Here is a 12,721-nt window from a genome sequence, read left to right on the forward strand (position 1 = left end):
ACCCGCAACTAAATCCGTTCAGGAACGATACACTATCATGGACGACTCAAACCAACCAGAACGCCCGCCCCCTGATGCTGACGCTGCCGAGATCGCGCAATGGATGGAAGAGGACTTTGGGCGGGCGATCGCCGAGGCGGCAGAAGAGCACGCGAGCAACAAAGCGCACGAGGTCGTAGAGGTCAAGATAATCAATCACGAACAGGATGAGGTCGTCGGGACGATAGATACAGACGGGAACCTAAACACGGAGAGCGAGGCACTCAGACGTGTCTCACAGGAATATCTGGATGAGGGGGTTCCTGTGCTCGTCCCCACCACATATGAGAACGAGGACGGTGAGACGGTTCACGCAGATTGTGAGGTTATTGTCGAGCCGGGAAGCAGGGGATTCGTGCGGGCCTTCGTTGACGAACTGCCGAGTCCTTTCGACTGTGGTCCTGATGTACTGATCAACCTCCCCGCTCACGACTTAGAGCAGGATTGAGAATACGCCGAACGTCTCACCCTACTATTCCGGAATTTTGGATTAGAGCATTCCGGAGTTTTGCGTTTTCAGAGCGACACCTATTCTGTGACTAGTTTTTCGTCTCGTCAAGAGACGGGGGGCTCTGCGAGTCGAGGTGTAATCCGATGTATCACTCAGCCCCTCGCCAAAGGACCACGTCTCGTCGAAGTCTCTCGGTCTGTCCCTTAGCTGACGACAAGTAAATCCGTCACTTCATCCTGTAACGCGGCAAACGTCTGCTCTGATACATCGAGGTTCGGATGGCCCGAGGAGGGTAATTTCGCCTCAGCCATGCGACTGCTCGTTTCGAGATATGTCACAGGCGTCACGAGAGATATCAGGATTTCACACGCAGAGGACACACCCAATCCGAAGTACTGGTGTTTCACAATTCGTTATTTCGTCGTGACGCCTTTGACGGAGCAACGTATCGAGTACATTGGCATCAACGAAGCCAAAGTAAAGGCACTGTTGACGAGAATGAGAGAATGATGGGGTCGAATAATCAGGTAACCGCATACCATTTTTATCTCGGCATCTAACTATCTATCAGAGCGCCTGTGATGTCTTCCATCAATGAGATGCTGAACGAGTCCGCTAACTGTGATGATTTACTCTTGTGTCTCTACGACCTCAAAGAATTAGACGTAGATATTTTTGAAATACTTGTAGAAGAGAAGACTCCTATGACTGTTGACGAAATCGCAGAACGAATCGACCGAGACCGCGGTCACACTTTTCGTTCTTTACAGCGTCTTGTTCACTGTGAATTTGTTCAAAAAGAACAAGTGAATCATGAGTCGGGAGGATACCACCATGTCTATTTTATCATCAATCCAAACGAGAAAGCGTCTCAAATGCAGAAGAAATTGAATTCCATGTATAGAAATGTGGACAAAAAGATCGAAGAATTCCGTAATAAGTATAGTTGAGGCGAGATGCCTTACAGGCCCTTAGGAAACCTTTTCAGATTGTAATTACCTCCTTTGGGTATGGGACTCATTTACCAGTCAAATGAAGAGGAATATTGGCGCCATGTGTCACCGCAAGATAAACTACCACTTGCCGGAGAAGTGAGTACGTCCGGTATTGCGAAACTCAACGAACTTCTTGCTGATTTAAATTCCACGATGGGGTCAGAGTCAAAGGAAAAATTAACTGACTATGCCGAGGACTCGGATAATAAGGACGAGACAGATAAAATGCGCGAGTGGGTGGAACGGCGTCTCATCGAGGAACCATCGACTGTTGATCACCTACGTAAACTCGTGGGAATAAAAGACAAGCGTCTTTATCTTGATCTCAGTTACGATTTCAGAGCGACACCCCATCCGAACAAGGATACGGGACTGTGTGGTTGCCCAAAGGATGACTTCATTGCTCATCAGACTAGTGTACTAAAGAACAAACTAGGTAGTAGCGACCCCGAAGTAAGACAACGGTCATCAGAAGTGTTCGCCGATTATTTCGTTGAAAGAGGCGTATTAGACGTATTAGAGATCTTCAGAGAATTAGATGACCCGCAAGTCGAGACCGTAATCGAGAATGTGATAATGCCTCACGACCTTCAGATGGAGGAAGCAAAACGGCGCGGACATGGGGCAGAAGGAGTTATCGCATCACTGTTGGATAACTTTGGTGAGGTGGAAGTTCTCCCCGGAGACAAGGCCGCAAACCCAATGTCCTCGGATGTTCGTCTTTCTGAAGACGATTACAGTATATCAGATAAAAAAGCAAGCGAGACAGATAGTTACGACCTCTTAATCCGAGATGAGGACGAAAACAAACACGTTCTGGGGGTTTTGGGCCTCGTTCATTCGTCTGACCCGGGAGAGTACGGTGTCGGGAAAACTGGACGAACAGAAGAGTACCAATCACGGATTGAAGAGTATAACGAGAATCACGACGCAGATATGGAACTGTGGGCCCTAGTTGATGGTTGTGGCTTCGGCGATAACAAGGGAACGCTTCGGGCAGTGCTCAATCACGTTGATGAGTTCGTTCAAATGAATACCGCCTACAAATTTCTTGTCCACCTCCATGACAAGGATATCATCGATATACATGGGATCGAGTTCGATAGGAAGTTCTATGACAGTGATGAGATAGATGAATTAACCGATTGGGCGGAAGCCCGCGGAGTAAAAACAGGAGTCAATACCGACTCGTTTGACGAAGTCGAAGCCGGAAAGGCGAAGATATACGTTTAGTTGAAATCAGACAGAGAGCTGTCCTGTCCTTCGCGTCGCTCTTCTCGTGTATCGACCGGGTCAATCTTATCGGGGTCGTGTAGGAGGTCGAACTCCTCCCAGGCAGGAAACTTGAAATCTTCTTTGATTCTTTCCTCAATGAGGTCAATATAATCCGGATTGAGTTCGATTCCGAAACCATTCCTGTCTGTGTGACGCGCAATTTTCAGCGTTGTACCAGAACCAAGGAACGGGTCGAGAATTTTGTCCCCCGGATTTGAGTAGGTATATGTCAGCGCGTATGCCAATCGGTCAGGGAAAGCGGCGATATGATAGTTGCCTTCACTGATTTTCGGGGGCTTGTAGGAAGGACATCGGATAATGTTCGGGATACCACGCCCTTTTTTGTCCTTATTATCGCGAGGGTCGACATCCTTGTACTTCTGCTCGACTCGAATTTTATTGAACGTATACTCGTAATTGTGGTTTTTAGCGAATATGAGAATTTCTTCTTTCTTATCATCGTAGAGAGAATCCTTATACCAGTGAGAGATTGGCATAGCGTTTGGTTTGAACCACGTCATCTTCTCAATCAAATTCCAATTGCCAGCATTTCTCGATATATCCGCGGGAATATCGTAGAACTTCTTGTTTCGTCGCCTTGAATTAACAATGATGATTAGAAGAGCATCTTCAGAGGTGTTCTCATAACAATTCTCCCAAATAGTTTCCATCCGATCGAGATACTCTTCATATGATTCTTGTCCAATTTGGTTCTCGTTATTGTAGTCCTTAAGATCCCAGTACGGAGGGCTCGTCAGTACCAAGTCAATATCTGACGGAAGGGTCTTAGGAAATTGTTCAGCAGACTGATTGTAAACGGTTTGTCCGTCAATTTCGATTTCGTCTGTTTCTAAGGACATAGTTAGTGAGTTGCGTGGTAGGGCTGTTGTGTAGACGATTCAGTGGCATCCATTTCATTATGCCGCATCGTAGTTGGCAGTGAGGTTATCACGTGTTGTCTAACACCCTGTTATTGATCCCGCAGTGGAAAGCAGTAAGTCTGGGTGAGTGATTTCATCGGACTAGACATTCTCCAAATATGCCACAATCATCTGAACACTCACGACCTTATCGGACGTTTGGTGCGTGAGTACCCTCTATTCCGGAAATTAGAGCATGAGAGAATAGAGATAATCGTTTCTCTCGGTGAGACCCATATCTCAACTAGTGGAACCGACACCTCATGAGATGTGAAAGAATCTATGTAACCTCTCAGAGTGTACTCTATTCTCCTCTCGATGCCAACTGTCCTCTCTCAGAGGGTAGCAGACGCGATTCTATGACGTTCGTACACTTCTTCTCGCAAATGTGTGGATAGAAAGCTGGCCTCGGCACTCATAGGGCTCGTCGTCGCCGGGTGCCGAGTCCGGCTCGGAGCGGTGGTTCGTCATCGGCCGCTCGTCGGTAGCCGCTCCGGCGAATAAAGTGATCCGGCCGCGCCGTCAGTGCGACGAGCCGGCGTACGCGTTCCAGCGGTCGGTCCCGTTCGGGATCCGACTCGTGCCCGACGGGTCGAACATCGCGGCCGATCGCGCGACCGCCTCGGCGGCGGTCGGCAAGTCGTCTGGACCCTCTTTCGCGTCGTCCCCGTCCGGGGTCGCGGACGGAGTCGACCGATCGATGCCTCGCTCGCTCCGCGTCGCCTCGCGCGTGCCCGGACCGCCGGGGCCGGTCGTCGTCCCCGACGTCGAGCGTGCGTCAGTCGTGTACTACGGGCGGCACGTCTCACGTAACGGGCGTATTCTTAATAATTGTTTATGTTGGTATGAGGATCGCCGGGCAGTCGGACGCGTCCGGTGAACCGGCGATAGAACGGGGTTTCCGGTAGATCGACCGGGGAGAGCGGCCGCGTTGGCTACTAGCCGACCAAGCGGTGACTACCAGGCCGACCAAGCGGTGACTACCAGGCCGACCAAGCGGTGACTACCAGGCCGACCAAGCGGTGAGCGTCTCGTCGCGGGCGTACACCCGCTTGAGGTCCTTCGCGTAGGCGAGGTCGCCGGGGTGATCGAGCTTCTCGTGGCGGTACTCCGGCGCGTCCTCGCGGATCTGGAGCCCCTCCACGGTGAACTGCTCCTCGCCGAACTCCACCGTCTCGTCGACGGTGAACTCGTAGTCGCCGGGGACGTTCACGCGCAGCGAGCGCGTCTGGTCCGCGTCGCCGTCCTTCGGGTGGAGCGTGACGGGGACCGCGACGTTGTCGACCGCGCGCGTCCAGAGCGTCTCCACGTCGGTGATGTCGGCCTCCTCGACGCGCTCTTCGGGACCGAGTTCGATGTCCGTGATCCGCACCTGCATCAGGGCGTCGTCGGTGTCGACGACGAACTCCTCGCCGGTGCCGACGTCGCCGTCCGCGGGAACGTCCATCCGCGTCGTGAAGGAGTCGCCGTCCTGTGAGACGACGATGGTCACGGAGACGGTCTCTTCCTCGGGAATCTCGCTTTTGTGCGTGTGGTCGCACTCGGTACAGCGCACGGTGGCCTGCCCGCCGGGGCTGAGGACCTCGTGGACGGTCGGCTCGGAGGGCGAACACGACGGGCAGGGGAGCCCGACGCGCGCGCCGGCTTCGGTATCGCTCATTGGGCGCTCGTACCCGCCGCGCCCGTAAATATCCGCCCCTGTGGGGCCGGTGTGGGTCGCGCTCGCGTGGCGCGCGGTCGGACCGCGCGGTAAGGAAACTGGTTTACCGGAGTCCGCGGAACGGACGCCCATGATCGTACCCGGGTCCAGCTCGCAGCAGCTCGCGGCCGCGCTCGCCGAGGAGACGGGCCGGTCGCTCGCGACGCCGACCTACGACCGGTTCCCGGACGGGGAGGGGCTCGCCGCGGTGCCCGACTTCGACGCGGACGAGGCCGTGATCGTCGCCGCGACCGACTCCGACGAGGCGTGGGTCGAACTGCTCCAGCTACAGGACGCCGTCCGCGAGGCCGGCGCGACCGACGTGACCACCGTGATCCCGTACATGGGCTACGCGCGCCAGGACGCCTCCTTCGGCGACGGCGAGCCGGTCTCCGCCCGCGCGATGGCGACGGCGGTATCGACGAGCACCGACCGCGTGCTCCTCGTCAACCCCCACGAGGCGGCCGTCGCCGACTTCTTCGACGTCCCCGTCGAGACGGCCGACGCCGCGGGCGCCCTCGCGGAGCCGCTGACGGCCGACCTCGACGACCCCCTCTTCCTCGCGCCGGACGAGGGGGCGACCGACGTGGCCGCCACCGTCCGCGACGCCTACGGCGACGGCGAGACCGATTACTTCGAGAAGCACCGCGACCGCGAGACGGGCGCCGTCACGGTGTCGCCCTCCGACGCGACCGTTACCGACCGGGACGTGGTCGTCGTCGACGACATCATCGCGACGGGGTCGACGATGAGCGAGTCGGTCGCCGTCCTCACCGACCGCGGCGCCGCGCGGGTGCTGACGGCCTGCGTCCACCCGGTACTGGTCGCCAACGCCGTGACGAAGCTCAGCGCCGCCGGCGTCGACCGGATAGTCGCCACCGACACCGTCGAGCGCGGCTGTAGCGTCGTCAGCGCCGCGCCCGCGGTGGCCGACGCGCTCGACTCCCCGTAAGGGTCACTCGTCGTCGTCGATTTCTCGGATCACCTCGGCGGGGTTCCCCCCGACGACCGCCCGCGCCGGCACGTCGTCGACCACCACCGCGCCCGCGGCGACGACCGCGCCGTCGCCGATCTCGACGCCGGGCGTGATCACCGCCCGGCCGCCGATCCAGACGTCGTCGCCGACCGTGACGGGGTCGCCGAACTCCAGCCCGGCCGCGCGCTCCTCGGGGTCGAGCGGATGCGTCGCGGCGTACACGTGGACGCCCGGCCCGAGCAGACAGTTCTCGCCGAAGCCGATCGGCGCCACGTCTAAGAAGACGCAGCCGTAGTTCGCGAAGAAGCCGTCGCCGACGCCGACGTTGTAGCCGTAATCACACCGGAACGGCGGGACGACGGTCGCGTCGCCGCGGACCTCGCCGAACAGCTCGCGGAGCAGTCGCTCGCGGCGGTCGGTCTGCGTCTGCGCGGTCGCGTTGTACCGGCGACAGCGGTCCTGCGCGCGCCGCCGGTCGGCGACCAGTTCGGGGACCGACGGGTCGTACGCCTCGCCGGCGAGCATCCGCTCCTTCTCGCGTCCCATACGCTGCCCGACACGGCGAGGGACAAAGGTGTGTCCGTGTCGGGGCCGTCGACCGTGGCGGACCGGAGGCGGGCGCGCGAGGGGCGCGCCTCAAACGATCTTCATCATCCGCGTCTCGAACTTCCCGACGCGGACCCGGACCCACCCCGAGAGGTCGTCGTCGAGGTCGGGGTCGTCGGTGTCGACGCGGAGCGCCCGCACGTCGTCGAGTTTCGCCCGCGAGGCGACGATCCGGAGGTCACACCGCCGGATCACGGCCGGCGATACCTGGGGGTTGCCGCGGCCGAAGACGAACCCCTGCCCGCCGATGGGCGAGACGACGATCACGTTCTCCTCGCCGAGCGCGTCGAGTATCTCCGCCTCGGCGGCGTCGCGGACGACCACCTCGCCGTCGCGCCAGACGTCGACGCCGATCGGCGACGGCTCGAAGCCGAGTTCGTCCTTGATCGCGCCGACGGTCGACCCCGGCCCGAGCACGAAGGTGACTCCCTCGCCGTCGCGCTCGCGGATGTCGGCCGCGACGCCCTCGGCGAGCGACTCGACGGTCCCGCTCGCGGTCTGTTTCGACGACTGGAGGTCGTCGGCGACGGGGACGTGCGCGACCCCCCGAAGCTCCGGGTGGACCTCCCCCTCGCGGTAGGCGTCCTCGTCGATGTCCATCACCTCGCGGCGCTCGGTCCGCGAGAACGACGCGGCGACCTCGGCGGCGTCCTCCGGTGACACCGCGAACACCGACGAGTACACCTTCACGCCGGCCGGGACGCCGAGCATCGGCACCTCGGTCCCCTCCAGCGCGCCCGCCACGTCCGCCGCCGTCCCGTCGCCGCCGACGAACAACACGAGGTCGACGGCGTCGGCGGGCCTCTCATCGTCCGGACCGTCCCCCTCTAGACCCGCGAACGCCCGCACGACCGCGGCGGTGTGCGCGGCGGTCGTCTCCGTCGGGTCCGGGGCGCCGCCCGACGCAGACGCTTCACCTTCGAACGGGTCGACGACGCGGGCCGGGTCGAACCCGGCCTCGCGGACGGTCGACTCGCCCATCGGGTCCGCGGCCGCGACGACGCTCGTCTCGGGGGCCACGGCGGCCAGTCGGTCGAGCATCCGTCGCGCTCGGGCCGGCGCCCGCGGCTCCGCGCCGCGTTCGATCGCCTCGGCGACTTTGCCGTCGGTCCCCTTCAGGCCGACGCGGCCGCCCATGCCGGCGACCGGATTCACCACGATCCCCACGTCCATACGCGACGTTCCCGCGCCGGCCCCTTAAGGAAGACGCGTCCGACCGCGACTCGTCGGCGGCTCGCCGCGGCGGCTGATAAAAGGCCTCAACACCGAGCCACGACCACCAACTATCGTCCACCCATAGTAACAGTCGCCGGTGGACGAGCCCGCCATCGGTGTCAGAGAACCCCTCTCTCGTCGGGACTGGATCCCTCGTGGGAGCTGCCACACGCCCATGCCGCCCAGTTCCGTTTTCCTCGCCGCGACGACGGAGGGCGCCGCGACCCGCTCCGTCCGAGTCGGTTCCGCCGGGCGTCCGTACTACGGTACCTCCTAATCCGTCCGAAGCGGCGGTCGTGCGGCCGTCAGTCCGGCGTCGGCGGTCGCTTCCACCGAGAATGAATACTTAAGACGCCCCCAAAACAACGCCGAGTTATGATCCTCGAAGCCGCCGTGACCGAGCCGCTGCCGATCAGCGCGACCGCGGGCGCCGTCCTGCTCGCGAGCCTCGCACTCGTCTTCGTGTGGGTGGCCTACCTGTACCGCTAGGTCGATCCGTCGCCGCACCGCGCGGCTCACGGCGCCTCGTCTCCGATCGACCTCCGTCCGTTCTCGCCGATCGACCTCCGTCCGTTCTCACCGATCGACTCGTTCGGTCCGCCCCTCGTGGCTCAGACCGCGTCGGCGTGTTCGCGGACCCACGCCGCCGCCCGCTCGGCCTCGTCCGAGCTCTCGGCGGTGATCTTCACCGTCACGACCTCGCCCGGGTACGAGCCGACCCGCACATCGAACCGCTCGCGCAGCGACGCGAACCGGTCGAGGAGTGCGCTCTCCGGCTCGTCCACGTCGACCGTGAGGACGTGGGTCACCGTCCCGGCGAACTCGTCCGCGATCAGGTCGAACATCGCCTCCATCTCTCCCGGGACGCCCGGAAGGACGTAGGTCGACTCGACGACGGCGCCGGGCGCGACCCCGGCCTCGTTCGGGAGCGGTCGACAGTCCGCGGGGAGGTGGGTCGTCTCCGCCGCGAGGTCGTCGCCGCTGTACCCCCGCTCGGCGAGCCACGCGGCCGCCTCCGCGTTCTCGACGAGCGCGCGGCCGAACGCGGCCGCGACCGCCTCCATCGTCACGTCGTCGTGCGTCGGTCCGAGGCCGCCGGTGACGATCACCGCGTCGTACTCGGCGTGATACTCGTTGACGACGCGCGCGATTTCGGGGACCTCGTCCGGGACGACCGTCACCCGGCGCACGGTGACGCCGCGGGCGTCGAGGCGGTCGCAGAGCCAGGTGGCGTTCGTGTTCTCGGTGTCGCCGACGAGGAGCTCGTCCCCGACGGTGACGACGGCGGCGTTCATACGCGAAGCAAGCGGCGCACGGTAGAAAAGGACCGCGACGCGGGCGTCCGGACGGATCCGTACGCGCCACGGAGCGCGGTCAGCGTCGGCCGCTCACAGCCAGCCGTCGTCGTCGTCGTCCTCGTTGACGCTCAAGCCGAGGTCGCGCCGCTGTTCGCGGAGCGCCTCCAACTGGCGCCGGAAGTAGAGCGTCCCGGCGACCGCGGCGACCGCGGCGATGACGAGGATGACGCCGAACACCACCAAGTCGCCCTCGCGGTACGACTGGACGACGATCGAGCCGCCGGTCACCTCGTCCCACACGATCCGGTCGCGGTCGCCGACGGTCTCGACCTCGTGGTCGCGCGGCGACACGTGGCCGACGATCGGCACCTCCGTGCTGAAGTCCGGCGGGAGCGTCACGGCGTACGACCCCTCGACGTACGCGCGCATGGTGAACCGGCGCGGCGATCCGGCGCCGGAGAACCCGAGCTTTCCGCCCGCCATGTCGTCGGCGAAGCGTATCCACGTCTCGTCGGTCGTCTGCTCCACCTCACCGCCGCGAGCGCGGAACTCGCTGCCGTTTATCACCTCGCCGTCCGGGTACCGGTACCGCAGCGCCTCGAACTCCATCGGGCGGTCGCCGGCGTACGGGGTCTGCTCGAACAGCCGCAGCTCCTCGCGGTCGCCGATCGAGTACACGACGGTGTATCTGGCGTCCGTCGAGAGCTCGAAGGCGGCGTCGCGGTCCGTGTCGAAGTCGTACTCGCGGGGCGGCTCCGCGTCGAGCGTCTCGTTCGCCACCTCGCCGCCGCCGGTCGCGTAGCCGAGGCAGCCGGCGCTGACCGCGAGGAGCGCGATCGCCGCCACCGCGAGCGCGAATCGTCGGTTCACGTGTTCAACTCACCTCAGACGACACAGCGCATCTCCGCCGGGAGGTACGAGCCGATGGCGGCCAGCAGCCCCGGCGGGTCGGTTCCCTCGGCACAGACGATGCTCTGCTCTAAGAGCCCCAGCCGCTCGACGGTGACGATGTCCTGCGCGTGGCCCGCGCGGTTCACCGTCGCCCGCGTCTCGCCGCGGGTCGCGGAGTTGACGTTCACCCGCCCGTCCCCGCGCTGCCAGTCGTACAGGCGGTCCCGCTCGGCGCCGGCGAGCCGCGACGGATCGGCGTCCGGGTCGCCGACGTCGCCGCCGTAGACGAACCGCATCGGGAGGTGCTGGACGAGGCCGAACCGCTCGACCACCTGCTGCGGCGAGCCGACGCCGAGGCCGAGCTCGTCCGCGGGGACGAAGACCTCCGCGCCGGCGTCGAGAACGAAGCCGTCGTCGTCCCACGATTCCAGGGTGCCGACGTACGTCTCGCCGGCTTCGAGCCCGCCGTCGTGAGCGACGATCTCGCCCCACGTCTCCGCGAGGACGTTCCGCGCGACCGGCGCGTCCTCGCCCGTCACGTCGACCTGGACGAAGTCGTCGCCGCGGACGCCGACCTGCCAGTCCACGTCGAGTTCGCCCACGTCGTTCGCGACGAGCGAGTTCATCCCGTCGAGTGCGCGGTCGCGGGCGTCGCCCTCGACGTAGCACTTGGTTGCGAGGACGACCATCAGCCGGTCACGTCCACGTTGAGCTCGTCGCGGAGCTTCCCGATGCGCTCGTCCATCGCCTCGCGGAGCCGGTCGTTGTCCATCGCCTCCAGCGGCGACCCGCACTCGGGGCACTCGAAGCCGAAGTCCATCGCCTCGCCGAACTCGAAGCGGATGGAACACACCTCACAGAGGTAGAACTCGTGGGTGCGCTCGTACTCCTCGCGCTCCTCTAACGCGTCGAGGAGCCGGTACATCTCCTCCTGGAGGTTCTCCGGGATGTTGTCGTAGTGGAACGTCCACAGGTACGTGAGCCACCCGGAGTCCTCGTCGCGGACGCGACGGTACGTCGCCAGGTCGTTCTCGTACAGGATGAACAGCGCGCGTCGCACGTCGTTGAGCTCCAAGCCGAGTTCCTCGGCCAGCTCCTCGTCGGTGACCTCGCCGTCGGGCGGCGCGGCCGCGACCGGCATCCCCGTCGGCCCCACCAGCTCGTGGAGGTATTTCTGGATGACGGGGTCGTTCAGTAGATCCTCAAAAGCCATTACGGGAATCTGGTGGTGGAATCGGGTTAAAACCTCCGAAAGGCGCGGTCGTGACCGCTCCGCCGCTCCGAGGCGAACGTCCCCGAGCCGCCGGCGACCGGCGGGTCCGGCAGAGCTTTACGCCGCGTGGCTCACACTCGTCGCATGGCAGACTCGGTCGACGGAGGCGGGCGACGCGCGCTCGGCGCGCTCGCGCTCCTCGCGGTCCCGTTCGTGCTGGCGGCGGTCCCGCTGATTCCCCTCGCCGCACTTCTCGGTCCCGGCGGCCTCGGGCTGCTCCCGGTCGGCGCGCTCGGCGGGCTGCTCGCGGCCGCCGTCGTCGGCCCCGTCGTCGCCGCCCTCCTCGGCCCAGTCCTCGTGGACCGGCGGATCGCGCGGCTCCCCGACGCCGACCTCGACGACCGGCGCGCCGAGTTCGTCGCCGACCGCGTCGAGCGGCTGGCGGCCGACGTGGGCGTCGACGTCCCGACCGTGACGACCGTCCGCGCCGACGCCGCGAACGTCGCCGTCACCGACGGCTACCGCGGCGCGCGACTGGTGGTCTCGACGCGGCTCCTCGCCTTGCCCGAGGCCGACCGCGACGCCGCACTGCGCCACGCGCTCGTCAGGATCCGGACTCGGCAGGCGCTTATCACGACCGCGGCCCTCCCGGCGCTCGCGCTCGTCGAGACCGCCGCGCTGCTCGCGACGCTGCTCGTGGGACGCCGGGGCGACCGCACCGCAGCGGACCGACGCGTCAACCGGATCCACGGCTACGAGCCGGACCGCGAGCGGGTCCCGTCGTGGGCGTACGCGGCCGCCGGCGTCCTGCTCTGGGCGGTGTTGCTTCCGGCGTGGGTCCCGGCGACGGTCGGCGACCGGCTCGCCGTCGCCGGGGGGCGCCGAGCCGCGGACGCGCTCGTCGCGCGGACCGGGTCCGAGGGCCGGCAGGGACTCGGCAACGCCGTGGCCTTCGCGAGCGACGCCGCGGGCGCGGCAGACTGGCCCCCGCTCTTGGACCGCCTCTCGCTCGTCTCCATGGCCGACGCCGAGACGGGTCGCGTGCGGGGGACGAGCCGACAGGAGGCGCGGACGCGACTCGCGCGACTCCGGTCGAAGCGCACGCTGTAGGTCGCCGTCGGTTCGAAGCCCACCGGGCCGATC

General features: G+C 63.8%; 13 protein-coding genes. 5 read left to right on the forward strand and 8 right to left on the reverse strand.

Features of this window, described 5'->3' with window-relative positions; translation table 11 throughout:
- Positions 1-37 precede the first annotated feature (37 nt).
- From ABDZ89_RS13680 to ABDZ89_RS13690, 3 genes are all read left to right on the forward strand, one after another.
- The gene (locus ABDZ89_RS13680) at positions 38-487 is read left to right on the forward strand and encodes a hypothetical protein (RefSeq protein WP_343780043.1); all 450 of its coding nucleotides are present in this window, start codon (positions 38-40) and stop codon (positions 485-487) included.
- Positions 488-1,071: 584 nt separating this feature from the next.
- Positions 1,072-1,440, forward strand: a complete 369-nt coding sequence (locus ABDZ89_RS13685; protein WP_343780519.1) for a helix-turn-helix domain-containing protein — start codon at positions 1,072-1,074, stop codon at positions 1,438-1,440.
- A gap of 60 nt (positions 1,441-1,500) precedes the next feature.
- Positions 1,501-2,718: a hypothetical protein gene (locus ABDZ89_RS13690; protein ID WP_343780045.1), complete on the forward strand. Its 1,218-nt coding sequence runs from the start codon at positions 1,501-1,503 to the stop codon at positions 2,716-2,718.
- Here ABDZ89_RS13690 and ABDZ89_RS13695 read toward each other — a convergent pair.
- Together ABDZ89_RS13695 and ABDZ89_RS13700 are read right to left on the reverse strand one after the other, a co-directional pair.
- The gene (locus ABDZ89_RS13695; protein WP_343780047.1) at positions 2,715-3,620 is read right to left on the reverse strand and encodes a DNA-methyltransferase; all 906 of its coding nucleotides are present in this window, start codon (positions 3,618-3,620) and stop codon (positions 2,715-2,717) included. The genes ABDZ89_RS13690 and ABDZ89_RS13695 overlap by 4 nt on opposite strands.
- Positions 3,621-4,683: 1,063 nt before the next feature.
- Positions 4,684-5,340 (reverse strand): HVO_0476 family zinc finger protein, encoded by a 657-nt coding sequence (locus ABDZ89_RS13700; RefSeq protein WP_343780049.1) that lies wholly within the window; start codon positions 5,338-5,340, stop codon positions 4,684-4,686.
- A gap of 130 nt (positions 5,341-5,470) precedes the next feature.
- Here ABDZ89_RS13700 and prs point away from each other — a divergent pair, with 130 nt between their 5' ends.
- Positions 5,471-6,331 (forward strand): ribose-phosphate diphosphokinase, encoded by an 861-nt coding sequence (prs, locus tag ABDZ89_RS13705; protein ID WP_343780051.1) that lies wholly within the window; start codon positions 5,471-5,473, stop codon positions 6,329-6,331.
- Positions 6,332-6,334: 3 nt separating this feature from the next.
- Here prs and ABDZ89_RS13710 read toward each other — a convergent pair whose 3' ends face one another.
- From ABDZ89_RS13710 to ABDZ89_RS13735, 6 genes are all read right to left on the reverse strand, one after another.
- The gene (locus ABDZ89_RS13710; protein ID WP_343780053.1) at positions 6,335-6,901 is read right to left on the reverse strand and encodes a maltose acetyltransferase domain-containing protein; all 567 of its coding nucleotides are present in this window, start codon (positions 6,899-6,901) and stop codon (positions 6,335-6,337) included.
- A 90-nt stretch (positions 6,902-6,991) separates the two neighbouring features.
- Complete coding sequence (locus ABDZ89_RS13715; protein ID WP_343780056.1) at positions 6,992-8,134, reverse strand: ATP-NAD kinase family protein; 1,143 nt, start codon at positions 8,132-8,134, stop codon at positions 6,992-6,994.
- Positions 8,135-8,787: 653 nt separating this feature from the next.
- Complete coding sequence (locus tag ABDZ89_RS13720; RefSeq protein WP_343780058.1) at positions 8,788-9,471, reverse strand: competence/damage-inducible protein A; 684 nt, start codon at positions 9,469-9,471, stop codon at positions 8,788-8,790.
- Positions 9,472-9,564: 93 nt separating this feature from the next.
- Positions 9,565-10,344: a DUF5803 family protein gene (locus ABDZ89_RS13725; RefSeq protein WP_343780060.1), complete on the reverse strand. Its 780-nt coding sequence runs from the start codon at positions 10,342-10,344 to the stop codon at positions 9,565-9,567.
- 14 nt (positions 10,345-10,358) lie between these two features.
- On the reverse strand, positions 10,359-11,054 hold the full coding sequence (locus tag ABDZ89_RS13730) for a DUF2110 family protein (protein ID WP_343780062.1): 696 nt from the start codon (positions 11,052-11,054) through the stop codon (positions 10,359-10,361).
- Positions 11,054-11,578, reverse strand: a complete 525-nt coding sequence (locus ABDZ89_RS13735; protein ID WP_343780065.1) for a transcription factor — start codon at positions 11,576-11,578, stop codon at positions 11,054-11,056. The genes ABDZ89_RS13730 and ABDZ89_RS13735 overlap by 1 nt, the downstream gene beginning before the upstream one ends.
- 144 nt (positions 11,579-11,722) lie before the next feature.
- Between ABDZ89_RS13735 and ABDZ89_RS13740 the strand changes: the two genes are divergently transcribed.
- Positions 11,723-12,688 carry a M48 family metalloprotease gene (locus tag ABDZ89_RS13740; RefSeq protein ID WP_343780067.1) on the forward strand — a complete coding sequence of 322 codons (966 nt, stop codon included), beginning with the start codon at positions 11,723-11,725 and terminating at the stop codon, positions 12,686-12,688.
- Positions 12,689-12,721: the final 33 nt, after the last annotated feature.

Origin of the sequence: Halorubrum ejinorense (genome assembly GCF_039522565.1) — an archaeon.
GTDB classification, from domain to species: Archaea; Halobacteriota; Halobacteria; order Halobacteriales; family Haloferacaceae; genus Halorubrum; species Halorubrum ejinorense.

Coding starts and splice junctions, on each gene's coding strand:
- ABDZ89_RS13715 (WP_343780056.1), bottom strand. CDS start 8,134: ATGGACGTGGGGATCGTGGTGAATCCGGTCGCCGGCATGGGCGGCCGC.
- ABDZ89_RS13695 (WP_343780047.1), bottom strand. CDS start 3,620: ATGTCCTTAGAAACAGACGAAATCGAAATTGACGGACAAACCGTTTAC.
- ABDZ89_RS13700 (WP_343780049.1), bottom strand. CDS start 5,340: ATGAGCGATACCGAAGCCGGCGCGCGCGTCGGGCTCCCCTGCCCGTCG.
- ABDZ89_RS13735 (WP_343780065.1), bottom strand. CDS start 11,578: ATGGCTTTTGAGGATCTACTGAACGACCCCGTCATCCAGAAATACCTC.
- prs (WP_343780051.1), top strand. CDS start 5,471: ATGATCGTACCCGGGTCCAGCTCGCAGCAGCTCGCGGCCGCGCTCGCC.
- ABDZ89_RS13685 (WP_343780519.1), top strand. CDS start 1,072: ATGTCTTCCATCAATGAGATGCTGAACGAGTCCGCTAACTGTGATGAT.
- ABDZ89_RS13690 (WP_343780045.1), top strand. CDS start 1,501: ATGGGACTCATTTACCAGTCAAATGAAGAGGAATATTGGCGCCATGTG.
- ABDZ89_RS13730 (WP_343780062.1), bottom strand. CDS start 11,054: ATGGTCGTCCTCGCAACCAAGTGCTACGTCGAGGGCGACGCCCGCGAC.
- ABDZ89_RS13740 (WP_343780067.1), top strand. CDS start 11,723: ATGGCAGACTCGGTCGACGGAGGCGGGCGACGCGCGCTCGGCGCGCTC.
- ABDZ89_RS13720 (WP_343780058.1), bottom strand. CDS start 9,471: ATGAACGCCGCCGTCGTCACCGTCGGGGACGAGCTCCTCGTCGGCGAC.
- ABDZ89_RS13680 (WP_343780043.1), top strand. CDS start 38: ATGGACGACTCAAACCAACCAGAACGCCCGCCCCCTGATGCTGACGCT.
- ABDZ89_RS13710 (WP_343780053.1), bottom strand. CDS start 6,901: ATGGGACGCGAGAAGGAGCGGATGCTCGCCGGCGAGGCGTACGACCCG.